Consider the following 23,565-nt stretch of genomic DNA (forward strand, 5'->3'; position numbering starts at 1 on the left):
CCTCGACCAAGACCGGCTCGATCACCTCGATCCAGGCCGTGTACGTGCCCGCCGACGACTTGACCGACCCGTCGCCCGCCACGACCTTCCTGCACCTGGACTCCACCGTCGTGCTGTCGCGTGACATCGCCGCGCTGGGTATCTACCCGGCCGTGGACCCGCTGGATTCCACCAGCCGTCAGCTGGACCCGCAGATCGTGGGCGAGGAACACTACAACATCGCCCGCGGCGTGCAGCAGACGCTGCAGCGCTACAAGGAACTGCGCGACATCATCGCCATTCTGGGCATGGACGAACTGTCCCCGGAAGACAAGCAGGCCGTGGCTCGCGCCCGGAAGATCCAGCGCTTCCTGTCGCAGCCGTTCCACGTGGCCGAAGTCTTCACGGGCTCGCCCGGGAAGTACGTGCCGCTGGCCGAAACGCTGCGCGGTTTCAAGATGATCGTCGAAGGCGAATGCGACGCGCTGCCGGAACAGGCCTTCTACATGGTGGGCGGCATCGACGAGGCCTTCGAGAAGGCCAAAACCATCCAATAAGGACTGCACATGGCGACTCTTCACATCGAAGTGGTCAGTGCGGAGGCCTCGATTTATTCGGGCGAGGCGACGTTCGTCGCCCTGCCCGGAGAATCGGGCGACCTCGGCATCCTGCCGGGGCATACTCCCCTGATTTCACGCGTCCGTCCGGGCACGCTGAAGATCAAGCGTGACGACGGCACCGAGGAAAACATCTTCGTGGCCGGCGGCATTCTGGAAGTTCAGCCGCACTCGGTGACGGTGCTGTCGGATACGGCGATCCGCGCCGCGGATCTGGACGAGGCCAAGGCGGTCAAGGCGCGCGAGCGCGCCGAGGAAGCTTTGCGCAACACGAAGGACAAGGCGGATCTGGCGGTGGTGGAAGCCGAGCTGGCGATGCTGGCCGCGCAGGCTGCCGCTGCCCGGAAGTTCAGTCAGAAGCGGTCTTCGCACTGAGCGGCTGGTTTCCGATCTGCTGTAATGAAAAAGGGTGCTCTTCGGGGCGCCCTTTTTTGCGTCTGGGATCTACGGGATCGTCGAGGGGCGTGGATGCCCCTGAGGTACGCCGGAAGCCGTTCCTTCATTACGCAGGCGTGATGATCTTGAAGGCCGATCCATGACGGGAGTTATTGGTTTGCAATTATTGAATTATGTTCCTTATTGGAATATCATTCATTAAATTGTGAGATCAAATTCTCCGTAGGAGCATCATGCTGTTTACGGGGGTTTGGGCGCATCTGCGCACGGCCTGGAGAACGGACCGATCTTGGACAGTCACTGCGATGGGACAATATGAAGGTACTCTTGACCGGCGGGTCCGGCTTTATCGGCGCCTGGATTGTGAGAGCGTTGCTTCGGGCCGGACATGGGGTGCGCATCTTCGATCAGCGGGACGACCGGACGATTGTGACGCAAGTGGTCGGCGAGACTGTGGATGACGAGGCCATAGAATGGTTCATCGGGGACATCACGGATGCCGACCAAGTGCTAGAAGCGTCCGGGGAATGCGATGCCGTTATCCATTTGGCTGGGGTCCTGACGCCGTTTTGCGCGGCGCATCCCATGCAGGGAGCGCGCGTCAATGTGCTGGGCACCTTGAACATTTTTGAAGCGGCCAGGGTGCGGCGATGGGGGGTTGTGGCCTATGCGAGCAGCGCCGGTGTTTTCGGACCCGAGAATCCTGGGATTCCCGATCCTCGCACCTTGTACGGCGTGTACAAGCTGGCCTGCGAAGGCATAGCCCGCTGTTACTGGGAGGAGTCCAGCCCCGAGTTGCGTGTGGCTAGCATAGGCCTGCGACCCCTGGTCGTCTATGGGGTTGGACGCAGCGGGGGCTCCAGCGCCGGGCCCAGCTTGGCCTGCCGCGCGGCCGTGCTGGGTGAGTCCTATACGATTCCCTTTTCGGGCTCTACCGGTTTTGTGTATGTGGAGGATGTTGCGGACGCCTTCATCAAGTGCGCCTTCAGCCGCGTCAGCGGTGCTCATGTCTGCAATATGGCGGGTACGGTGGCCGGCGTGGACGAGTTCGTTGCCGCAGTGACCGACGCGGTTCCGGATGCTCGCCTGTCCATTTCGGGGCTGCCGCTGCCGATCGCCGCCCGGATTGAAGGCGGCGATGTTCGTGAGCTACTGCCCGATGTCGCCAGCACGAGTATCGAGGAAGGGATCCGGAAGACGCTGGCGTGTTACCAGCGCCTTCGCGAGAGACGCGCCGGCGACTGATGGCCTCCATGTCGAGGGCCATCAGCGGCGCCGGGATGCGCTGGCGTTTCAGCCGTGCTTCATAGCGTCGGATAAAGCGTGATCCCCGAGAGTTCCTCCGCTTCATTGCGCATCATGGGCAGGAATGTCTCGGCAATATCCCGTGTGAGGCGACTCGATGGGCCCGAAATGGCCAGTACCCCGACCACCCGTTGGCCTTTGGGTGGGATGATAGGCACCGCGATGGCCGTGATGCCGTCCATGGATGCGTTGATGTTCAGGCCATAGCCGCGTTTGCGGGCTTCGGCCAACTCTGCGAGGAATTCCTGGATGGTAGTGGGCGCATTGGGGCCATGGACCCCCTTGGGCGGCAAGCCTTGCTGGGTCACGATGCGCAGGGCTTCCTCGTCCGTGAGGTTCAGCAGCCATGCCTGGCCGGACGCCGTACAGCACAGCGGAGCTTCCTGACCGGCGTCGGGATCATAGCGCAGCCCGTATCGAGCAACGGTCGCCTTCGCAATGAAGACCAGGCGTTCGTTTTCAATGAGGCCCAGGCGCACCAGTTCCCCTGTTTCAGCGGCCATGCGATCCAGGAGCGGCTGCGCCACCCCGTGAATGCCAGTGTTGGACAGCCCGATGAGCCCCAGCGAAGCCAGCTTCAGGCTCAAGTAATAGTCGTTGTTCGATCTGACCTGTCGAACGTAGCCTGCGTTCGACAGCAGCTTCAGAAGTCTGTGAACAGTCGCCGGCGGGCTGTCCAGACTTTCGGCAATGTCGCGCAATGGCATGGGGTCTGGTGTTTTGGCCAGAAGCTCCAGGATAGACAGGCTCTTTTGTAGACTGCTGCTCATGCGGAATTCCTCTTGTTTGTCATTGGGTCGCCGTTTGTTCGGGGACGCGGGGTCGAGTGTAGGCGGATCTGGGCACCCGGCCCATCGAATGACAAGCCGACCATCATTTTAGAGGCGAGAAGGACGCAGGCAAGTACACATGGGATTCCATGGTGGTCAGGTGCGTCGGGCCCCCCTGGGGCGGCCAGATGCCGGCTTTGACTGCGGCGGCCCGTGTTTCCGACCGCTCGTTCAGGCTGGCGTATGGCCAGATGTTCAGGAACCGCGGCGCCTTTCCATCCAGGGAGTACATCGCGCAGGTAAGCCGCGACAGGCGGGTGCGTTCGGGTACTGCCGTTTCCCAGGCAGCCAGCGTTGCTTGCAGGCTGGTGCCCCGTTTGATGCCGTAGGTCCGCATCTCGTAGACGGAGCCGAAGTCGCCGTGCTCGATGGCTGGCAGGAACGGGAAGTGCGCGTAGGTGCTGATTTCGACATCATCGATCAGGCCTTCGGTGCCGTAGTAGGTGCCGTCCAGCAATTGTTGCCGGCGGGCCGCGATGAGATCGTTGCCGGATTCAAAGCCGCGCAGCACCATCACTCTGCCCAGCGCGCCGATGTCCGAATACCAAATGCCGTGCAGTGTTGCCCCCTTGGCAGCGGGGGCATCACGCACGTGTTCCATGATATCGACGGTCTTGCCCATTTTGGCAGTCAGGATGACGACGTCGTAGAGCGTGTTCGTGTTCACTGTTGGAGACTCCTTGTCTAGATGAATTCAGAGAGATGGCGATCGCTCGGCCGCGTGATGACCGACGATGAAGCCGAAGGTCACCGCTGGCCCGAGCGTGACACCTCCAGCGGGGTAGTTGCCCTCCATGATGCTGGCGCTGTCGTTGCCGACCACGTACAGGCCCTCCACGGCTTCTCCGTCGGCGGTGGCGGCCCGGCCGAACTCGTCTGTGCTGATCCCCGCAAAGGTGCCCAGGCTGCCAGGGTATAGGCGTAGCGCGTAGTAAGGGCCCCTGTCGATCGGCGCCAGGCATGGGTTGGGGGTATGGGCAGCATCGCCCTGGACACGGTTGTATGGCGTGTTTCCTTTGCCGAACTCGGGGTCTTCGCCTCGGGCCGCCCCTTGGTTGTAGGTGGCGATGGTGTCCGCGAGTCCGGATGCGTCGATACCGCAGTCCTGCGCGAGTTGGCTGATCGAAGCGGCGCACCGTAGGTAGCCGGATTTCACATGGGGCCTTACCGGCAGCGGAAACGGTTTCGAGAAACCCAGGCCATAGCGGCGTTGGAAAGCATGGTCGCAGATCAGCCATGCCTGCGGGGGCTCGCCGTCGGGCGTTGCGGCGATGAGCGAAGCAATGAAGTCATGATATGAGTCGGCTTCGTTCGTAAAGCGCCTGCCGTTTTTCATGATGGCGATGACGCCGGGTTTGGCCCGCTCCACCAAGTGCGGAAAGCGTGCGAGCCGCCCGTCCCGACGGTGGACCAGCGAGACGGGCGCCCAGGCCGCCGGATGCTTCAGCGTGTGGTCGAAATGGGCGCCCGCAGCCTCCGCCAAACGGATACCGTCGCCGGTGTTCGTCGGCGGCGCAGCCGACCAGTGTTCGTGGCCGGTAGGGGTTTTCGGGAAGGTAGCCCGCAGGCGCGGCACGTCGTGAGGATATCCTCCGCAGGCCATGACCACGCCGCGCCCGGCGGCGATATCTTCCAGACGGCCGTCGATGGAGACCCGAGCTCCCGTCACGCGGCTGCCCGGGCCGCTTTCTTGTGTCAGGGATTCCACGTGAGCCTCGGCGATGAGGTCCACCCCCAGATCATGGGCTGACTTGAGCAACCGCGCCACCAACGCGTTGCCGTTGACCAGGTGCATGGATCGGCCGTGGAGCAGACGGTCCCGCGCGAAACGGAGTAGCCGGCCTCCGACGTACAGGGCGGATCTGAATGAGCGGGCGGCGTTGAAGAAATGGGCGAGATCCCTGCCAGAAGCGATGGCCATTCCATGCAGGGTGATCTCGTCCAGTGGCTGACGCAGCCGCTGGATCAGCGGACCCAGTTCTCGCCCGTCGTAGGGCGCGGCGCAGACGGATCGTCCGCCGAGTCCCGCAAATTCCGAGCTTGGATGAAAGTCCGGGATCTTGTTGCCGTCGATGAAGCGGACAGCTGTTCTGGACTCGAAGAAGCTCACCATCTTCGGACCGGCCTCGAGATAAGCAGCGATTTTCTTTTCGTTGAACCGGGGCCCCAGTTCGTCGCGCAGATAGTTCAGGGGCTGATCGACAGATTCACGGATGCCGGCTCGCAGCGCTAGAGGATTACATGGGATCCACATCCAGCCGCCCGACCACGCGCTGGTGCCGCCGAAGACGGGTTCTTTCTCAAGTACTACGACCTTCAGCCCCAGTGTCGCTGCGGTTACGGCGGCAGAAAGTCCGCCCGCTCCGGACCCGATCACCAGTAGATCGCACTGTCGCATGAATGGCCTCATTTATAAAACTTGAATGGTATTCCGTTGTTGTACTATATTCACCAAATTGTGTAAATGGAAGCTTTCATATTCACGGGAGCGCGTGAGACGCAGGTGCGCCATGCGGGCGGCGGAATGACTTTTCAGGTGTGAGGACGAAGATGAGTGATTGGGACGAGGAAGTAGACCTGTTGATATTCGGCGCTGGGGCGGGGGGCATGACGGCGGGGCTGGTGGCGGCCAATGAGCGCCTGAATGTCTTGGTCTGCGAGAAGACGGGGCAGGTCGGCGGAATCATGTCCACCTCGGGCGGCACGGTCTGGGTGCCGGGCACCGCCCTGAGCGCCGAGGCTGGCGTTCCCGACAATGTCGAAGATGCCCGGCAGTTCTTGCGCGCCGTTGTGGCGGACCGAGGGGGCGATGAGGCGCGCGAGGCTTTTCTGCAGAGCGGCCCCGAAGCCATCGCCGAGCTCGCTCGGATCAGCGAGGTCAAGTTCGTCGCCGCCACGGCTCACCCTGACTATCTGGCGGGCCCCGGAGCAGCGTTTGGCGGCCGCGCGCTCATTCCTCTGCCGTTTGACGCCAGGGTGTTGGGCAAGGCATTTTCGCGGGTCCGGCCTCCGCGAGGGGAGTTCATGGGGCTGGGGGGCATGATGGTGGCGCGCGCCGACCTCGGCATGCTGCTTGCGCCGTTTGCCTCGTTTGCGAACTTCAAGCGCACGCTGGCGGTTGTGGGCCGTTACGCGCTCGACCGTTTGCGCTATCCGCGCGGCACGCAGCTGGTCATGGGCAATGCGCTTGCCGCCAGGCTCTACTACAGCCTGCTCCAGCGCCGCGTCGAGGTCCGTTTCGACACGCCGCTGGTGGAGTTGATACGAGAGCAGGGACGCGTGACGGGCGCGGTGGTCGGCACTTCAAATGGTCACCGGCGCATACGGGCGCGACGAGGCGTCGTGTTGGCGACCGGAGGCATCACGCGCCACCCCGCGCTGCGCAAGCAGCTGTTTCCCGAAGGCGCGGTCGGCCTTTCGCTCTCCCCCGACACACATACCGGCGATGGCGTTGGCCAGGGACAGCGTGTAGGGGCTCGCATCGAGAGCAGCGGCGATAGCCCTGGCCTGTGGATGCCCTGTTCCATCCGCCGCGCGCCAGGAGACGACAGGAGCCGGGACCGCGTGTGGCCCCACATCATCCTGGATCGCGCCAAACCGGGACTCATCGCGGTGAATAGCCGGGGAGAGCGCTTCGTCAACGAGTCCAATTCATATCATGATTTCGTGATGGGCATGCTGCGTGACGACGGCAATGGGACAAGCGTGCCCGCCCATTTGCTGGTGGATGCGGCGTTCATTCAAAAATACGGCCTCGGGCTGTTGATGGCGGGCCGCAGCGCGAGCCGCATTGCCGAGTTCGAGCGGGCCGGCTACCTGATCAAAGGTGGCACCTTGGCGGAACTGGCTGGGAAGCTGGGGGTGGACTCGGCGGGGCTTGCTCGTACGGTTGAAGCGTACAACCAGGCAGCCAGTCGGGGTGAGGACCCGGCGTTTCATCGGGGCGCCAGCGCGATGAATCGCTTCAACGGTGATGAGGCCCAGAAGCCGAACCCTTGCGTGCGTCCGATCGGCGCGGGGCCGTATTATGCAGTCACGGTCTGGCCTGCGGACCTCGCCTGCAGTGCGGGCCTCGACGGCTCGGCGGATGGCGAGGTGCTCGATGATGCGGGTCGGGTGATCCCCGGTCTGTTCGCGTGCGGCAACGATCTGGCGTCGATTTTCAGAGGGACCTACCCTGGCCCTGGCACCACGCTCGGTCCGGCCATCGTATTCGGCTGGCGGATCGCGAAGTTCGTGGCGCGGGGGGATGGCGATGCTAGCGGTTCTCCGCGTCGATCTGATCAAGCAGCTGTTTCGACGTCCTGAGGCAGCGCTCCGCCCAGGCTTCGGCGCTCATGCCCGCGCGCAGTTCGTCGTTGGGGATCTCCACGCTGATGAGCGTTTCTGGCGGGATCCGTTCGAAGATCGCTTTCAGGTCGATGCCGCCTTCACCCGTCGGCAGGCGGGCGCAGCGCGCTGCGTGGATGAGATCTGACGTCTCGGAAGGGATGCCAGCCGGCGCGTCGCAGATTTGCGCGTAGTGAATCATGGATCCGGGCAGGGCTGCGAGCTCGTCCAGCGTGCTGGCGGAACGCGCGAAGTGCAGAGGATCGACCAGGACTCCGCCGTTGGTCTGGCCGGCGGCTTCCACGATGCGTTGCGCTGCGGAGATTCGGTCCACGGGTAGCCAAGGCATGAATTCGATGTCGGCCGTCAGTCCGTACGGCTTGCAGGCTTCACAGAGCCGGGCGAAGGATTCGGTCGCGCGGGCTTCATGGGTGTCGTTGCCGGCCACCAGAATATTGGATGCCCCCAGTTTCTGGCCTACTTCAAAAAATGCCATGTAATCCCCCACATTGAACGAATCGGTGAGGCGGATGATTTCCAGATCGGCAATCCGGACACCGGTATCGCCCATTCGGGCCAGTGTTTCCTTCAGCAGCGCTGGATCGTCCATGAGCGGGTAGCCGACCCCGCCGGGACTGACTGGCAGCAGGCGGATGCCGCACGCTTGGTAGCCGGTTCTGTATGCTGTGCTGATCATGGCGGGGGGGGCGAGTTCCAGGGTGGTGAGCTGGGCCAGTGAATAGCGGCGTTTCATGACTGATGTTCCTCTTGATCGGGCAAGCATTGGGGGATGGTGTGATCCAGCGTCACCGGGCTTGCGGTCGTGCAGGATTCATGGACAGCCAGCGCTGCTTGCAGGGTCCGGAGTCCGTCCAGGCTGGTGCAGCGTGGCGGTGCTGCGCCGTCGATCACGGCGGCGAAGTTCTCGAGTTGAGCCTGGTAGGGGTCCTGACGGTGCAGGATGCTGCGAGTCTGGGTCAGTGGCGCCTGCCAGTGCTTTTCCGACCCCTGGTATTGCCAGATGTCCAGTCCGGGCAGGGAGAGCGATGCCTGTGTGCCGCAAATGAAGTGGGTGTTTTCCCTCTGTTGCGGATAGTGGATCGCCTCGCCTGCTGACAGGTCCCAGTTCCACGGACTGGTCGTACAGTCCGATGTCACCAGCGTGCCGATGGCGCCGGACTGGAATTGCATCAGCACACCGGCGGTGTCCTCGACTTCCAGGCCCCGGGTCCGATTCGACTTCATGGCCTGGACGCTGGCGATTTCGCCCAGCAGCAGCCGCAGCATGTCGATGTCGTGGATGAGATTGATGAGCACCGGGCCCGCGCCGGGCTGACGATGCCATGCCAGGTCGAAGTAGCTGCTTGGCTTCAGGAAGTTGGCCATCACGGTGGCCGATACCGGTTCGCCGATCAGCCCGCTTTCCAGCAGTCTGCGGGCTTCGCGCAGGATCGGGTTGTGGCGCCGGTGGTGTCCGATGAGGACGGGAGTGCTGCTTCGTCGTTCGGCGTGCACGATCTGCCATGCGTCCTCCACCGTGTCGGTGATCGGCTTTTCCAGCAGGACGGGGATGTGCTCGCTCAGGAAGTCCAGGGCGATCACGGTGTGTGTCTGGTTGGGCGTGGCGATGATGACGCCGTCCGGGTGCGTGGCGGACAACAGGTCCCGGTGTCCCGAATACCAGCGGATGTTGTTGACCTGAGCGAATTCCCGCGCCTGGTCCGAGGGGTCGGCCAGCGAGGTCAGAGTGAAATCCGCGCTGTTGCGGATCCGCTCGGCATGCATGATTCCGATGGCTCCCAGGCCGATGAGTGCGAGGGATTTGCGCTTTTGTGTGCTCATGATGGTTAGGGTTATCTATGATTCTTAAAATATTGAATGGCATTCCATAATAGATTACCATTCTGAGGCATCGTTGACACTTCTAATTTTTGTATCCAGCCAGGAGACGGAATATGACGACAAGACATGATGAACAACACTCGGAGCGGTCGCTCTGGTCGCGCCGCCAGATGTTGAAGGCAGCAGGAGGCGCCATGGCGGGCGGGCTCGCTTCACTGGCGGCGCCCGGCATCGTGCGAGCTCAGAGCCAGTCCGGCCCGTTGAAACTCGGGATTGTGTTTGCCAAGCAGGGGGTCTGGACCGAGCAGTCCAAACAGCTGGTCGATGGTGTCACTCTGGCGCTCAAGCACAAGGGCAACCAGATCCTGGGACGCGATATCGAATTGCTCTGGTATGACGAGGCAAACCCTCAGGGTGCCCAGCAGAACATCAGCAAGCTTATGTATCAGGACAAGGTCTTCGCCGTCGTGGGCGGTTCGAACAGCGGGACCTCCTTGGCGATGTCGTCGGTTGCGGCCCGCGCGCAGATTCCCTATCTGTGCCCCGGCGCTGCGGCTGCGGCTTTGACAGGGTCCGACTGCAATCCATATATCTTTCGCACCTTGACGACGACCATGGTGGCGAGCCGCGCGCTGGCGCCGGCTTGTCTGGACATTGGCAAGAACTGGTATTACCTGGCTGCCAACTATGCCTATGGCCAGGACATCTACAACAGCATGTCAGGCCTGCTCAAGCAAGCCGGTGGCAAGGAGCTGGGCTATGACAAGGCGCCGCTGGGCACCTCCGATTACAGTTCTTTCATCCTCAAGATCCGCCAGGCCAAGCCCGACGTGGTGATGCTGGGCCTGCCGGGCGGTGATCTGTCGACTTTCCTCAAACAGTGGGCCGACATGGGTATGAAGGGCAAGATTCCAGTGGCTTGTCCCATTATTGGCAATATCGATCTCTGGTCCGTAGGCGCGGAAGCGGCCACCGGTTATTACGGCATGCCCTGGAGCTTCAGCAACCCGCAGAACCCTCAGGTCGAAAAGGAGTTCGCTGCCGAATACGCCAAGATGCATCCCGGCCAAGCTCCGTGCGCGGACAAGGTCTGGTTGGGCTGGTATACCACCCGCGTGTTGCTCGAAGCGGTGGAAAAGGCCCAGTCCGTCGATGCCAACAAGATCGTGAAGAGCCTGGAAACGACGCGCATCAATGATGGCGCCTACGATGCGGGCTACCGGAGTTGGGATCATCAGATGTTGCATCCCTGCATGGTATTCAAGGTCAAGGACAAGATCACCGACAAGTGGGATTGGCTGGATGCCGTAGCCCAGGAACCCAAGCAGCCGAGCTGGGAGAACCTGAATGCGCTGTTCGGCACCGAGCAGGAAATTGGCTGCAAGATGCCTCCGCACTGATATTCTCGGTGCGCCGATTGGTCTCCGGTAACTCGCCCGGCTGATCCCAGGAATGGCATACAGCCGGACGGCCTTCTCATTCGGTAATCGTCATCATGTTAGATATCATCATTTCTCAGCTTGCCAACGGGCTGGTCCTGGGGTTTCTGTACGTGCTCCTCGCGATCGGTCTGTCGATCATTTTCGGCCTGCTGGGCGTCATCAACTTCGCACATGGCGCGTTTTTTGCGTTGGGCGCGTATTTCGCCGTCAGCCTGTATTCCTCGCTGGGCTGGTGGTCGGTCATTCTGGCGCCGGTTCTGGTGGCGATCGTCGGCATGGTCTGCGAACGCGTGCTGATCCGTTATCTGTACGGCAAGGATCCACTGCTGAGTCTGATTCTGACTTTCGCGCTGTCCCTGTTCATCACCGCCTTGATCCGGTTGTTCTGGGGAGCGGGCGGTATTCCATTCAGCACTCCCCCGGCTTTCGCTGGAATTTTCGAGTTCGGCGCCATCTTCCTGACGCGCTACCGAGTGGCAGTGCTCTTCATCACGGTCTTGCTGCTGGTGGCACTGTGGGCGTTTCTCACCTTCACGCCTTACGGCCGGATTCTGCGGGCCGGCAGTCGCGATCCGGAAATGGTGGAAATGCTGGGGATCAACCTGCCGCGCGTTCTGACGGTGGTCTTCGGGCTGGGATGCCTGCTCGCCGGAGCCGCCGGTCTTCTGGCCGCGCCGTTGCTGACCGTGACGCCGGACATTGCGACCGTAGCCATCATGCCCGCCTTCGTGATCGTGACGATCGGCGGCCTGGGATCCTATCCTGGCGCCATCGTGGCGGGCGTGCTCGTGGGCTTGGTGACCGCTTTGACCGTGCAGTTCGCGCCGGAGGCGTCGGCGGCATCCATGTACGTGTTGATGGCCCTGATCCTGCTGATTCGGCCGCGCGGCCTGTTCGGTGAACGCTGGGAGCGTTTCGAATGAAAGATATCCTCAAGCATCCAGTCACAGTACTGCTGATTTCGCTGGTTTTGCTGGGCTTTTTCCTGGCGTTCATTGGCGCACCGATGACGCGCCTGACGCAGATCGCGATCTATACGTTGTACGGCATGGGCGTGAATCTGCTGGTTGCCTACACCGGCCTGGTGCCTTTCGGCGCGTCCGTGTTTTTCGGAACCGCATCCTATGTGGCGGCGATCACTTTGCTGCACGTCTCCACCAATGAGGTCGCGGCGCTCATCGGCGTCGTCATCTTCTCGGTGATGCTGGCCTTCCTGCTGGGGGCGCTCATCCTCAAGCGCCGCGGCCTCTATTTTTCGCTGCTCACCCTGGCCTGCTCTCAGATCGCCTTCGAGATTGCCTTTCGCTGGACGAGTGTCACCGGCGGCGAAAACGGGCTGCAGAATGTGCCGCGTCCCTTGTTCCCGTCGCGGGAGTCGTTCAACGTTTTTGCGGTGCTGACGATCGTGGCTGCGGTTTTCCTGATGTGGCGTCTGGTGCATTCCTCGTTTGGGCGCGCCATGCAGGCTATGCGCGACAATGAGCAGCGGATGCTGAGCCTGGGCTTCAACCCCTATCGGCTGAAGCTCATCGCCTTCATTTTCTCCGGTGCATTCATCGGTTATGCGGGAGGATTGCTGGCGCTGCTGCTGCAGGGAGCCTACGCCAATAACCTGAATTGGGAGCACGCGGCGGATCCTTTGCTGATGGCGGTTCTGGGCGGCGTGCACCATTTCATCGGACCGTTGTGGGGCGCCATAAGCTTCATCGTGCTTGAGGATAATCTCAGCGCTGTCAGCGAGAACTGGTGGTTGATTTTCGCGCCTATCATCGTGTTGTTCGTCCTGCTTTCGCCCGAGGGCATTCACGGACTTTACCGGCGTCTGATCCGGAATCCGCGCTGGAGCCTCACGCGAGCCGGCATTCCTCTGCGGCCTGCTCTGATCGAGCCCTGGTTCGGCACGCCGCAGAATGCGGATTCCGACAAGCCGATCCTGTCTGTGAAACATCTGACCAACCGGTTCGGCTCCTTGGTGACGTCGCACGACATCAGCCTGGATATTTATCCCAACCAGCTGCATAGCCTGATCGGGCCCAATGGCGCCGGCAAGACCACATTGTTCAATATCCTGGCGGGGGTCTTGCCGCCAACCGAGGGCACGGTGATTTTTGAGGGCAAGGACATCACGGGCTTGTCCATGGACAAGCGGGCCCGCCTGGGGATCGGCCGTTCCTATCAGATTCTGAGCGTGTTCCGGAACCTGACCGTGTTCGAGAATGTTCGGATCGCTGTGCAGGCGCACATGGCGCCGAAGCTCGGTTTCTGGCGCGACGCCTACCAGGAGCAGGCGATCAACGCGCGCGCATGGTCGCTGCTGGCAGCCGTGCACCTGGAGGACCGGGCGGCGGATCAGTGCGAGAACCTGGCGCATGGCGAGCAGCGACTGCTTGAGATCGCTGTGACACTGGCCACCGATGCCCGCCTGCTGCTGCTCGACGAGCCTCTGGCGGGGTTGGCCGAGGCCGATCGCGTCGTCGTCTCCGGACTCATCCAGCAGCTTGCCCGGCAGCGCGCCGTGTTTCTGATCGAACACGATATGGATCGCGTGCTGACGATCTCCAACCGGGTGACGGTCTTGCACCGCGGGCATCTGATCGCGGACGGCCGCCCCGAAGAGGTAGCGCGCGATCCGCAGGTGATAGATGCCTATCTGGGTGGAGACCGGCCGGAACTCTCTGACGAAGTCCGCCGGGCGGCCGATGCGGCGTCCCATGCGACGCGCAAGCCGCTGTTGTCGCTGGAAAAAGTCGATGCCGGTTATCACGGCAGCACAGTGCTCAGCGATTTGTCGCTTCAGGTCCATCAGGGCGAGGTGCTGGCGCTGCTAGGACGCAACGGCGTGGGCAAAACCACAACCCTCAAGGCCATCATGGGCGTGGTCCGGGCCACGCGCGGCAAGATCCTGTTCGATGGCCAGGACATCACCCAGGCCAAATCCTTCACCATCAGCCGCATGGGGCTTGCCATCGTGCCTGAGGGCCGGCGTTTGTTTCCCAATCTGACGGTCTACGAGAATCTGCGCCTAGCTGCTCGCAAGGGCGGCATTACTGTCGACGATGCGTACGAGATGTTCCCGCGCCTGCACAACCGCAGGAACGTCAAGGCCGAAAGCCTGTCCGGCGGCGAGCGGCAGATGGTGGCAATTGCCCGTTCGCTCATGGTTCCCAGCAAGCTCATCCTGCTCGACGAGCCGTTTGAGGGGCTGTCGCCAGCCATCGTGAAGGAAGTCATGGATGCTGTGATCAAGCTGCGTGATCGGGCCAGCCTAATCATCGTGGAACACAACGCGGAGTCGGTATTGGCGCTGGCCGATAGCGCCTGCGTGCTGGTCAACGGGACGGTGGCCTACCAGGGCAGGGCATCGGAGCTCGCGGCGGATGCGGATATGCAGGCGCGGTTGCTGGGGGTGAATGTTTGAGTCGCCCACGCGGCAGGGGCCGCGCGGCATGAAGTGATTGAGAAAGGGTGAAGGAGCATGTTGAATTTATCCGGGAAGACACGGCTTTATTACATAGTGGGCGATCCTATCGCTCAGGTGAAATCGCCTGCAGGGATGACCACCGGGTTCGCCGAACGTGGCTTGGACGCGGTGGTGGTGCCTGCGCATGTCAGCCGCGAGTCGCTGGCGGATTTTTTCGCTGGCGCGAAGGCTACGAGGAACGTCGATGGCATTATCGCGACGGTGCCGCACAAATTTGGCGCCGCCGAGCAGTGTGATGAACTGAGTGAGAGGGCCCGCTTCCTTGGTTCGGCCAATGTTGCGCGGCGCATGAGCGACGGGAAGTGGTTCGGAGATCAGGTCGATGGCCTGGGGTTTGTGCAGGCCCTGCGCGATACGGGGTTCGATCTGCGCGGCAAGCGGGCGCTGTTGGTTGGGGCAGGCGGGGCGGGCTCGGCCATTGCGCAGGCGCTGCTGGATGCCGGTGTGGCGTCTCTGGGTATCTGTGATCTGGACGCTCGGCGCCTGGATCATCTGGTCGGACGCCTCGCCTCTCTGAATCTGGGGGCGGTGTCGGCGGCGTCTTCCGATCCTGCCGGGCTTGATCTGGTGGTCAATGCTACGCCCATGGGGATGCGCGCGAGCGATCCTTCGCCTGTCCGGGTGGAATCGCTGACAGCAGGCATGGCAGTGGGCGATGTAATCACGGCGCCGGCGGTGTCGCCGCTGATCAAGGCGGCGCGGACCGCCGGGTGTCGTACGGTCACAGGGCTGGAAATGTTCGCCTGCGTGGCGCGGTACATGCTGGATTTTTATACCGACTGAGAGGAGCACTCCCCAGGGGATGACAATGGCTGTCGGCGCAAGCGATACCCGACGTATAGCGCCAGCAGCCACACAGGCAGCACGTAGACCGCCGGCCGGGTGTCGTCCAGTTGCGTCATCAGCCCCACTAACCCCACCAGGAACGCCGCGCACAGGTAGTTGACCCAAGGAAAACCAGGGGACAGGAAATGCAGCGTGGAGGCGTCGTGCGCGCGCCGGAAGCGCAGGTGCACCAGGATGATCATCATCCAGGTTGTCGCGGCCGCGGCGGTGGCCACCGCCATGATCCGCATGAAGGCGCCTTCGGGCACCAGGAAATTGATCACCACGATCACCAGCGTGCAGGCCGAAGAGAAAAGGATGCCGGCCCAGGGCACCTGGCGCGGACTCAGGCGCAGGAAGATGCGCGGCGCATTGCCCTGCTGCGCCAGGCTGTAGAGCATGCGGCCGTTGCTGTACATGCCGCTGTTGTAGACCGATATCGCGGCGGTCAGCACCACCAGGTTCAGGATGTCGGGCGCGGCGGGGATGCCCAGGTTCGAGAAAATCAGCACGAAAGGGCTGCCCTGGGAACCGATCTGGTTCCAGGGATACAGGATGACCAGCACCGCCAGCGCGCCCACGTAGAACAGCAGGATGCGCCACAGCACCTGGTTGATGGCCTTGGGGATGCTGCGCCGCGGGTCGTCGGCCTCGCCAGCGGTGATGCCGATCAGTTCGGTGCCGCCGAAGGAGAACATCACCACCACCAGGGACAGCAGCAGGCCGTGGATGCCGTTGGGCAGGAAGCCTCCGTGCGCCCACAGGTTGCTCAGGCCGCTGGCCTTCTGGTCCGAACCCAGGAAGATCAGCAACAGCCCCAGGACGATCATGCCGACGATGGCGGCGATCTTGATGAAGGCCAGCCAGAATTCGCTTTCTCCGTACAGGCGCACGTTCAGCAGGTTCAGGCCGGTGATGCTGACGAGCACGACCAGGGCGCTGGCCCAGGCGGGGAAGTCGGGCAGCCAGTAGTTCACGTAGATCCCCACCACCGACAGTTCCGCCATGCTGACCAGCACGTAGAGCAGCCAGTAGTTCCAGCCCGCCAGGAATCCGGCGAAACCGCCCCAGTAGCGGTAGGCGAAGTGGCTGAAGGCGCCGGACACCGGTTCCTGGGTGGACATCTCGCCCTGCATGCGCATGATCAGGTAGATCGCCAGTCCGCCGATCAGGTAGGACAGGATGATGCCGGGGCCGACCAGCTGGATGGACGCGGCCGAGCCGTAGAACAGGCCGGTGCCGATGGCGCCGCCCAGGGCGATCATCTGGATGTGGCGGTTCTTCAGGGATCTGGACAGCGTGGCGGGGGAAGCGTCGGTTGGGGAGGCGGACATGAGAACGGAGAGTCAGGGGAACGCGATGCGTGTAGAAGAAGGACCGCAGCCTCGATAACGTGGGTCGAGGTCGGCGATGCCGCCGGGTTCAGGTATCGCCCAGCGCCGCCGTGATGGCGTCGCACAGGGCCGGGGTATGGGATCTGAGTTCCTGAGCGCGCCGCTGCCAGGCGGCTTGCAGCGCCGGATCGTGGCGGGCGGGAGCCCAGATGGCGTCCGGGAAGCAGGGGTCCGAACGCCAGCGCGGGATCAGGTGCCAGTGCAGGTGCGGCACCTGGTTGCCGAGGCTGGCCAGGTTGATCTTGTCGGGCTGCAGCATCCGGCGCTGCAGGGCCTCCACCCGGTAGACCGCCCGCATCAGGTGGTCGCGCTCCTCTGGGGAAAGATCCGTCATCTCGGTGGCGTGGTCGCGCCAGATGACGCGGATGTAGCCCGGGAAGGGACTGTCGTCCACGAGGATCACGCGCAGCTGCGCGTCTTCCCAGATCAGGCCGGCGGGGGCCGGGCCGCACAGCGGGCAGGATGTGTGAAGGAGGGGGGCGGATGAGGTCATGGTGCGAGGCGCGTGGGGGCGGCGGGTGCGTGTGGATCGGGCCCGAACGGCGGATCTCCGGCGCCCGGTCTGCATGTCGATCCGGGCGGTTCAGGCCCGGTCGAAGAACAGCGCGTGCAGCGCGGCGCCCGGGTCCTCGGCGCGCATGAAGGCTTCGCCCACCAGGAAGGCCTGCACGCCGTGTTCGCGCATGAGGTCCGCGTCGGCGGGCTGCAGGATGCCGCTTTCGGTGACGACGCGCTTGCCCTCGGGCAGATCCTTCAGCATGGACAGCGTGGTTTCCAGGCGTGTTTCGAACGTGCGCAGATTACGGTTGTTGATGCCCAGCAGCGGCGTCTGCAGCGTCAGGGCGGCGTCCAGTTCGCTGCGGTCGTGGATCTCGACCAGCACGTCCATGCCCAGGTCGATGGCGACGGCTTCCAGTTCGCGCATCTGGGCGGGCTCCAGGGCGGCGGCGATCAGCAGCACGCAGTCGGCGCCCAGCGCGCGGGCGTGGATGACCTGGTAGGGATCGATCAGGAAGTCCTTGCGCAGGACCGGCAGGCTGCAGGCGGCGCGCGCCTGGCGCAGATGGTCGTAGCCGCCCTGGAAATACTGCACGTCGGTCAGGACCGACAGGCAGGCCGCGCCGTGGCAGGCATAGCTGGTGGCGATGTCGCTGGGGTGGAAGTCGGCGCGGATCACGCCTTTCGAAGGCGAGGCTTTCTTGATTTCGGCGATGACGGCGGGCTTGCCCTGGGCGATCTTGTCTTCGATGGCGCGGGCGAACCCGCGGATGTCCTTGCGGCTGCGCGCTTCGCGCAGCAGCTCGGATTCGCTGCGCATCTGCCGGGCCGTGGCGACTTCGGTGCGCTTCGTGTCCAGGATCTGTTTGAGGATGTCGCTCATGATGCAAACCTTTGCGTGTACTGACTGAATTGTTCCAGCTTGTCGCGGGCCGCGCCCGAGGCAATGAGTTCCGCCGCCCGGGCGATACCGTCCGGGATGGAATCCGCCTGGTTGCCGGCGTACAGGGCCAGGCCGGCGTTCAGGATGACGATGTCGCGGGCCGTGCCGGCCGTGTTGTCCAGGGCGGCGCGGACCAGTTGCGCGGATTCGTCGCGGTTGGCGACCTTGATGCTGCGGTTGGACACCATGGCCATGCCGAAATCCTCCGGGTGGATTTCATATTCTCGCACCTGGCCGTTCTTCAGTTCGCCGATCAGGGTGGCGGCGCCCAGAGAGGCCTCGTCCATGCCATCCTTGCCGTGGACGATCAGCACGTGGCGCGACCCCAGGCGTTGCAGCACGCGCACCTGGATGCCCACCAGGTCCGGGTGGAAGACGCCCATCAGCTGGTTCTCGGCGCCCGCCGGATTGGTCAGCGGCCCCAGGATGTTGAAGATGGTGCGCACCCCCAGTTCGCGGCGCACAGCGGCGACGTTCTTCATGGCGCCGTGGTGGGCCGGGGCGAACATGAAGCCGATGCCGGTGGCGTCGATCGACTCGGCCACCTGTTCGGGGCTGGCCGTGATGCAGACGCCCAGGGCCTCCAGCACGTCCGCGCTGCCCGACGAGGACGAGGCGCTGCGGTTGCCGTGCTTGGCGATCTTGACCCCGCCCGCGGCGGCCACGAACATGGCGGCGGTGGAGATGTTGAAGGTGTGCGAGCCATCGCCGCCTGTGCCGCACATGTCCAGCAGGTCCTGGGGATAGGGGGTCGTCACACCCAGGGCGAATTCACGCATGACCTGGGCTGCGGCGGTGATTTCCCCCACGGTCTCTTTTTTGACGCGCAGGCCCATCAGCAGGGCGCTGGCCAACTGCGGCGACATTTCGCCGCGCATCAGCATGCGCATGAGTTCCAGCATTTCATCGTGGAAGATTTCACGGTGCTCGATGCAGCGGACCAGGGCTTCGTTCGGGGTGATCAGAGGCATGACGGGGATTCCTTTCGATGGGCGGGCTTCAGAGATTCAGGAAATTGCGCAGCAGGGCGTGGCCGTGTTCGCTGAGGATGGATTCCGGATGGAATTGCACCCCGTAGACCGGCAGGGTCTTGTGCGCGACCCCCATGATTTCCCCGTCCGCGGTTTCAGCCGTGACGGTCAGGCAGTCCGGCATCGAGGCGCGCTCGATGGCCAGGGAATGGTAGCGCGTGACGTCGAAGGGCGAGGGCAGTCCGGTGAAGACGTCCGTGCCGGCGTGCGTGATCGGGGACACTTTGCCGTGCATGAGTTCCTGGGCGCGGACGATCTTGCCGCCGTAGGCGGCGCCGATGGCCTGGTGGCCCAGGCATACCCCCAGGATGGGGACGCGCCCCGCGAAATGGCGGATCAGGTCGATTGAGATGCCGGCTTCGGCCGGCGTGCAGGGGCCGGGCGAGACGCAGATGCGGTCCGGGTTCAGGGATTCCACGCCGGCCAGGTCGATCTGGTCGTTGCGCGCGACTTCGACCTGCACGCCCAGTTCGCCGAAGTATTGCACCAGGTTGTAGGTGAAGGAATCGTAGTTGTCGAGCATCAGGAGCTTCATGATCAAGCATTTCCTTGGTCAGAAACCGCCGCGCTGGAGACAGAAGGGAATTGAAACTTTGCCAGCCAGAACGGCGGCAAAGTGCGAAAAAACACGCATGAGGATGCCGCCTCTAGGAGAGGCGCCACCAAGTCGATGCGTGCAAGGTCGCGTGAAAAGTCATGCAGCGATTCTACAGCGATGGCGGGCGTGCTGTCGAGCAGGGAAAACGCCGATGAATTGGTAATACCAAAATTGATTTACAGTGTATTGGTACCTATCGTTTACCCTTATTCTATCGAGAAGTGGTTAGACCTTTCGAAATCAATAAGTCCTTGAAAATACGATGGATATCATCCTGAGCAGACTGCATTCCGCTTATTGAGAGGGTAATCTGGACTGTTGACCGGAAAAATGGCGAATCCCTATAATTCTGCCTGCAATATCCCATGATCCTAAGTGGTCAGGCCAATATCAGTGCTGTAGAGAGACCGCCGACTGCTGCTCCCCCGTCTGAGAGACCTCACCAAGATGTCTGCAATCTGGCAACAAAACTACGATCCCGCCGGCCATATCTGGCTCTCGGCCCTGATCGCCTGCCTTCCCATCCTGCTGTTCTTCCTGTCCCTGACCGTGCTGCGCCTGAAGGGCTGGCTGGCGGGCACGCTGACCGTGCTGGCCGCGCTGGCGGTGGCGCTGTTCTTCTACGGCATGCCCTTCGGCCATGCGCTGGCCGCGGCCGTGTACGGCTTCTTCTACGGCCTGTGGCCCATCGCGTGGATCATCATCGGCGCCGTGTTCCTGTACAAGGTCGCGGTGAAGACGGGGCAGTTCGACACCATCCGGGAGTCGGTGCTGACCCTGACGGCCGACCAGCGCCTGCAGATGCTGCTGGTGGGCTTCGCCTTCGGGTCCTTCCTGGAAGGCGCCGCCGGGTTCGGCGCTCCCGTGGCGATCACGGCGGCCCTGCTGGTCGGCCTGGGATTCCGCCCCCTGTACGCCGCCGGCCTGTGCCTGGTGGCGAATACGGCTCCGGTGGCGTTCGGCGCCCTGGGGATTCCCATCATCGTGGCCGGGCAGGTCACGAACATTCCCGCGTTCGCCATCGGCGAAATGGCGGGCCGCCAGCTGCCGTTCCTGACCATCATCGTGCTGTTCGTCATCATGGCCATCATGGACGGCTGGCGCGGCGTGAAGGAAACCTGGCCGGCCGTGGTCGTGGCGGGCGGCAGCTTCGCCGTCACGCAGTACCTGACGTCGAACTTCATCGGCCCGGAATTGCCCGACATCACCTCGGCCCTGGTGTCCCTGGTGGCCTTGTCCGCCTTCCTGAAGGTCTGGCAGCCGGCCTCGATCTTCCGCTTCGCGGCGGAAGGGGAAGGCACGGAACACCTGTCGCCCGATGCGCCGCAGGCGCGTCCCGCAGGGCGCAAGTTCACCACGGGCGAAGTGCTGCGCGCCTGGTCGCCGTTCATCGTGCTGACCGTCATGGTGACGATCTGGTCGATTCCGCCGTTCAAGCATCTGTTCGCCGCCGGCGGGCCGCTGCAGGGCTGGATCGCCAGCATTCCGGTGCCGGGCCTGGACGGCCTGGTGCAGAAAATGCCGCCCATCGTCGCGCAGGCCGCCACTTACGGCGCCGTGTACAAGTTCGACTGGTTCTCGGCCACGGGGACGGCCATCGTGCTGGCGGCCCTGGTCACGGTGCTGGCGGCTCGCATGAAGCTGTCCGCCGCGGCCTGCGTGTTCGGCGAAACCCTGAAGGAACTGGCGATCCCCATCTACACGATCGGCATGGTGCTGGCCTTCGCCTTCATCGCCAACTATTCCGGCCTGTCGGTCACGCTGGCCCTGGCGCTGTCCTATTCCGGCCATGCCTTCACGTTCTTCTCGCCGCTGCTGGGCTGGCTGGGCGTGTTCCTGACCGGGTCGGACACCTCGTCGAACGCCTTGTTCGCCGCCCTGCAGGCGACCACCGCCCAGCAGATCGGCGTGCCGGAAGTCCTGCTGGTGGCGGCCAATTCCACGGGCGGGGTGACGGGCAAGATGATTTCCCCGCAGTCCATCGCGATCGCCTGCGCGGCCGTGGGGCTGGTGGGCAAGGAATCCGACCTGCTGCGCTTCACGGTCAAGTACAGCTTGCTGTTTGCTGCTATCGTCGGACTCATGACCACGGTGCAGGCCTATCTCCTGCCCTGGATGATTCCTTCTGTATAAACACACCGCCATGCGCCTTTCGGATCGCCTCGTCGAACAGCTGCGGACCCTGATCACGGACCGGGGCCTGCAGCCGGGCGACCGCCTGCCGGCCGAACGGCAGCTGGCGCTGGAACTGGGCGCTTCGCGGCCTTCCGTGCGCGAGGCCATCCATCAGCTGGCCAGCCAGGGCCTGCTGCGCAGCCGCCAGGGCGGGGGCACCTATGTGCAGGCGCCGGCGGCCGGGGGCGCCGCCTGGCCGCATCAGCATCTGGTGCGCACGCTGGGCGATCTGGTGTCCGACGATCCCGAATACCGCTATGACGTGCTGGAAGCCCGCCACGCGCTGGAAGGCGGCACCGCCTGGCATGCCGCCTTGCGGGCGACGCCGGAAGACCGGGCCAGGATCCAGGCGTGCTTCGACGATCTGCGGCGGCTCCAGGATGGCGACGACCCGGACCTGGCGGCCCAGGCCGATGCCCGGTTTCACCTGGCCATCGCCGAGGCGTCCCATAATGCCGTGCTGCTGCAGATGATGCGCGGCCTGTTCGAACTGCTGCGGGCGACCGTGACCGAGAACCGCCAGCGCATGTACACGGTGCGGCATACGCACGCGCAGCTTGCCCGGCAGCACCAGGCCGTGATGGACGCCATTTTGCGCGGCGATGCCGAAGCCGCGCGGACAGCGGTCTGGCAACACCTTGAATTCGTGCATGCGGCCGTGCGCGCCCTGGACGAGGACGAGGCCCGCCGGGCGCGTTCCTCGCGTTTGTCGCAGTTTTCCTGATGATTCCATTCAAACGACCATGATCATTTCCGCCTCCACCGATTACCGGGCCGCCGCCCAGCGCCGCCTGCCGCCCTTCCTGTTCCATTACGCCGACGGCGGCGCCTATGCCGAATACACGCTGCGGCACAATGTCAGCGACCTGTCCGGGGTGGCCCTGCGCCAGCGGGTGCTGAACGACATGTCGCAGCTCGACTTGACGACCCGCCTGTTCGGCGAGACGCTGTCCATGCCGGTGGCGCTGGCGCCGGTGGGGCTGACCGGCATGTATGCCCGCCGGGGCGAGGTCCAGGTGGCGCGGGCTGCGGATGCGCATGGCATCCCGTACACCATGTCCACGGTGTCGGTCTGTCCGATCGAAGAAGTCGCGCCCGCCATCAGCCGGCCGATGTGGTTCCAGCTGTATGTGCTGAAGGATCGCGGCTTCATGAAAAGCGTGCTGGAACGCGCCCAGGCCGCCGGAGTTTCCACCCTGGTGTTCACGGTGGACATGCCGGTGCCGGGCGCGCGCTATCGCGACGCCCATGCCGGCATGAGCGGCCCCTGCGCCGCCTGGCGCCGTTACGCGCAGGCCGTCCTGCATCCGCGCTGGGCCTGGGACGTGGGCCTGTGGGGGCGGCCGCACGACCTGGGCAATGTGTCCAGGTACCTGGGCAAACCCACCGGCCTGGAAGACTACATCGGCTGGCTGGGGAACAATTTCGATCCGTCGATTTCCTGGAAGGATCTGCAGTGGATCCGCGATTTCTGGAAGGGGCCGATGGTGATCAAGGGCATTCTGGATCCGGAGGACGCCCGCGAAGCGGTGCGCTTCGGCGCCGACGGCATCGTCGTGTCCAACCACGGCGGCCGCCAGCTGGACGGCGTGCTGTCCACGGCCCGCGCCCTGCCGGCGATCGCCGACGCGGTCAAGGGGCAGATCACGCTGCTGGCCGATTCGGGCGTGCGCACCGGGCTGGACGTGGTGCGCATGCTGGCCCTGGGGGCGGATACCGTCCTGCTGGGCCGCGCCTGGCTGTACGCCCTGGCCGTCGGCGGCCAGGCGGGGGTGGCCAATCTGCTGTCCCTGATCGAAAAGGAAATGCGGGTCGCCATGACCCTGACCGGCGCGCGCACCATCGCGGACATCACCCGCGATTCACTGGTGCGCTGATCC

20 protein-coding genes and 1 pseudogene are annotated in these 23,565 nt (G+C 63.6%); 11 read left to right on the top strand and 10 right to left on the bottom strand.

The window, feature by feature from the left end:
• From Q0263_RS06005 to Q0263_RS06015, 3 genes and pseudogenes are all read left to right on the top strand, one after another.
• Window positions 1-536 (top strand): annotated as a pseudogene (locus Q0263_RS06005) (F0F1 ATP synthase subunit beta); the annotation flags it as partial.
• Between the two features lie 9 nt (window positions 537-545).
• Complete coding sequence (locus tag Q0263_RS06010; protein ID WP_298014330.1) at window positions 546-971, top strand: F0F1 ATP synthase subunit epsilon; 426 nt, start codon at window positions 546-548, stop codon at window positions 969-971.
• A gap of 336 nt (window positions 972-1,307) precedes the next feature.
• Window positions 1,308-2,237, top strand: coding sequence for an NAD(P)-dependent oxidoreductase (locus Q0263_RS06015; protein WP_298014333.1), 930 nt, complete (start codon window positions 1,308-1,310; stop codon window positions 2,235-2,237).
• Window positions 2,238-2,296: 59 nt separating this feature from the next.
• Here the strand turns inward: Q0263_RS06015 and Q0263_RS06020 are convergent, their stop codons facing one another.
• The 3 genes from Q0263_RS06020 to Q0263_RS06030 form a co-directional block, all read right to left on the bottom strand.
• Window positions 2,297-3,067 (bottom strand): IclR family transcriptional regulator, encoded by a 771-nt coding sequence (locus tag Q0263_RS06020; RefSeq protein ID WP_298014335.1) that lies wholly within the window; start codon window positions 3,065-3,067, stop codon window positions 2,297-2,299.
• Between the two features lie 103 nt (window positions 3,068-3,170).
• On the bottom strand, window positions 3,171-3,794 hold the full coding sequence (locus Q0263_RS06025; RefSeq protein WP_298014337.1) for an NIPSNAP family protein: 624 nt from the start codon (window positions 3,792-3,794) through the stop codon (window positions 3,171-3,173).
• A 27-nt stretch (window positions 3,795-3,821) separates the two neighbouring features.
• The gene (locus Q0263_RS06030; protein ID WP_298014338.1) at window positions 3,822-5,525 is read right to left on the bottom strand and encodes an FAD-dependent oxidoreductase; all 1,704 of its coding nucleotides are present in this window, start codon (window positions 5,523-5,525) and stop codon (window positions 3,822-3,824) included.
• Window positions 5,526-5,677: 152 nt separating this feature from the next.
• Between Q0263_RS06030 and Q0263_RS06035 the strand changes: the two genes are divergently transcribed.
• Window positions 5,678-7,435, top strand: coding sequence for an FAD-binding protein (locus tag Q0263_RS06035; RefSeq protein WP_298014340.1), 1,758 nt, complete (start codon window positions 5,678-5,680; stop codon window positions 7,433-7,435).
• On the opposite strand, the gene Q0263_RS06040 is transcribed toward Q0263_RS06035, so the two are convergent.
• Together Q0263_RS06040 and Q0263_RS06045 are read right to left on the bottom strand one after the other, a co-directional pair.
• Window positions 7,386-8,210 carry a sugar phosphate isomerase/epimerase gene (locus Q0263_RS06040; RefSeq protein ID WP_298014343.1) on the bottom strand — a complete coding sequence of 275 codons (825 nt, stop codon included), beginning with the start codon at window positions 8,208-8,210 and terminating at the stop codon, window positions 7,386-7,388. The two genes, Q0263_RS06035 and Q0263_RS06040, sit on opposite strands and share 50 nt — an antisense overlap.
• Window positions 8,207-9,298 carry a Gfo/Idh/MocA family oxidoreductase gene (locus Q0263_RS06045; protein WP_298014346.1) on the bottom strand — a complete coding sequence of 364 codons (1,092 nt, stop codon included), beginning with the start codon at window positions 9,296-9,298 and terminating at the stop codon, window positions 8,207-8,209. Before Q0263_RS06045 ends, Q0263_RS06040 begins: the two co-directional genes overlap by 4 nt.
• A gap of 113 nt (window positions 9,299-9,411) precedes the next feature.
• Between Q0263_RS06045 and Q0263_RS06050 the strand changes: the two genes are divergently transcribed.
• From Q0263_RS06050 to Q0263_RS06065, 4 genes are all read left to right on the top strand, one after another.
• A complete protein-coding gene (locus Q0263_RS06050) occupies window positions 9,412-10,698 on the top strand; it encodes an ABC transporter substrate-binding protein (RefSeq protein WP_298014348.1) in 1,287 nt (428 codons plus the stop codon).
• A gap of 95 nt (window positions 10,699-10,793) precedes the next feature.
• Entirely contained in the window at window positions 10,794-11,663 is an 870-nt protein-coding gene (locus Q0263_RS06055) for a branched-chain amino acid ABC transporter permease (RefSeq protein WP_298014351.1), read from the top strand.
• Window positions 11,660-14,158, top strand: a complete 2,499-nt coding sequence (locus Q0263_RS06060) for an ATP-binding cassette domain-containing protein (protein ID WP_298014354.1) — start codon at window positions 11,660-11,662, stop codon at window positions 14,156-14,158. Before Q0263_RS06055 ends, Q0263_RS06060 begins: the two co-directional genes overlap by 4 nt.
• Before the next feature lie 57 nt (window positions 14,159-14,215).
• Entirely contained in the window at window positions 14,216-15,004 is a 789-nt protein-coding gene (locus tag Q0263_RS06065; RefSeq protein ID WP_298014357.1) for a shikimate dehydrogenase, read from the top strand.
• Here Q0263_RS06065 and Q0263_RS06070 read toward each other — a convergent pair.
• The 5 genes from Q0263_RS06070 to Q0263_RS06090 form a co-directional block, all read right to left on the bottom strand.
• Window positions 14,992-16,380, bottom strand: a complete 1,389-nt coding sequence (locus Q0263_RS06070; RefSeq protein ID WP_298014360.1) for an amino acid permease — start codon at window positions 16,378-16,380, stop codon at window positions 14,992-14,994. The two genes, Q0263_RS06065 and Q0263_RS06070, sit on opposite strands and share 13 nt — an antisense overlap.
• Window positions 16,381-16,468: 88 nt before the next feature.
• Window positions 16,469-16,933 (bottom strand): HIT family protein, encoded by a 465-nt coding sequence (locus tag Q0263_RS06075; protein ID WP_298014363.1) that lies wholly within the window; start codon window positions 16,931-16,933, stop codon window positions 16,469-16,471.
• Window positions 16,934-17,023: 90 nt separating this feature from the next.
• The gene (trpC, locus tag Q0263_RS06080) at window positions 17,024-17,821 is read right to left on the bottom strand and encodes an indole-3-glycerol phosphate synthase TrpC (RefSeq protein WP_298014366.1); all 798 of its coding nucleotides are present in this window, start codon (window positions 17,819-17,821) and stop codon (window positions 17,024-17,026) included.
• The gene (gene trpD, locus Q0263_RS06085) at window positions 17,818-18,852 is read right to left on the bottom strand and encodes an anthranilate phosphoribosyltransferase (protein ID WP_298014369.1); all 1,035 of its coding nucleotides are present in this window, start codon (window positions 18,850-18,852) and stop codon (window positions 17,818-17,820) included. The genes trpC and trpD overlap by 4 nt, the downstream gene beginning before the upstream one ends.
• 28 nt (window positions 18,853-18,880) lie before the next feature.
• Window positions 18,881-19,447, bottom strand: a complete 567-nt coding sequence (locus tag Q0263_RS06090) for an aminodeoxychorismate/anthranilate synthase component II (RefSeq protein ID WP_298014372.1) — start codon at window positions 19,445-19,447, stop codon at window positions 18,881-18,883.
• 510 nt (window positions 19,448-19,957) lie between these two features.
• Between Q0263_RS06090 and lldP the strand changes: the two genes are divergently transcribed.
• The 3 genes from lldP to lldD are packed head-to-tail and all read left to right on the top strand — an operon-like array spanning window position 19,958 to window position 23,562.
• Complete coding sequence (gene lldP / locus Q0263_RS06095) at window positions 19,958-21,643, top strand: L-lactate permease (protein WP_298014376.1); 1,686 nt, start codon at window positions 19,958-19,960, stop codon at window positions 21,641-21,643.
• Between the two features lie 10 nt (window positions 21,644-21,653).
• The gene (lldR, locus tag Q0263_RS06100) at window positions 21,654-22,409 is read left to right on the top strand and encodes a transcriptional regulator LldR (RefSeq protein WP_298014378.1); all 756 of its coding nucleotides are present in this window, start codon (window positions 21,654-21,656) and stop codon (window positions 22,407-22,409) included.
• 19 nt (window positions 22,410-22,428) lie between these two features.
• Entirely contained in the window at window positions 22,429-23,562 is a 1,134-nt protein-coding gene (gene lldD, locus Q0263_RS06105; RefSeq protein WP_298014380.1) for an FMN-dependent L-lactate dehydrogenase LldD, read from the top strand.
• Window positions 23,563-23,565 lie beyond the last annotated feature (3 nt).

The organism is uncultured Castellaniella sp. (genome assembly GCF_937988725.1).
In the GTDB taxonomy this organism is placed as follows: domain Bacteria; phylum Pseudomonadota; class Gammaproteobacteria; order Burkholderiales; family Burkholderiaceae_B; genus Castellaniella.